Source organism: Streptomyces sp. BE303 (assembly GCF_036290945.1).
Lineage (GTDB): Bacteria > Actinomycetota > Actinomycetes > Streptomycetales > Streptomycetaceae > Kitasatospora.
Map to the genome: position 1 here is coordinate 1 of NZ_JAQYWZ010000024.1, position 306 is coordinate 306.

1 protein-coding gene is annotated in these 306 nt (G+C 70.6%); it reads right to left on the bottom strand.

Annotation, left to right across the window (positions count from 1 at the left end):
- Window positions 1-220 (bottom strand): acyltransferase domain-containing protein (locus tag PUR56_RS00070; RefSeq protein WP_329947318.1); only part of this gene is annotated, 220 nt, incomplete at its 3' end.
- Between the last annotated feature and the right edge of the window lie 86 nt (window positions 221-306).

Sequence of the window (306 nt, forward strand, 5' to 3'; positions counted from 1 at the left end):
CATGCAACGCCACCTCCACCGCGAACAACGCCGGCTGCGCGTACCCGGTCCGGTGGATCAGCTCCTCGTCCGCCAGCACCTCCGCCAGCGGCTGGTCCAGATCGGCATCCAGGTGCAACGCCACCGGGACGAAGGCGTCCGCGAACACCGGGAACGCCTCGTACACGCCCCGGCCCATCGACGCTCGCTGCGCACCCTGCCCCGTGAACAGGAACGCCACCCGACCAGAACCCGCAACACCCGTCAGACCACCCGACCCGGAAGCTACCGCGCCCAGCCCGGTCGTCAACCCCTCGGTGTCACCGG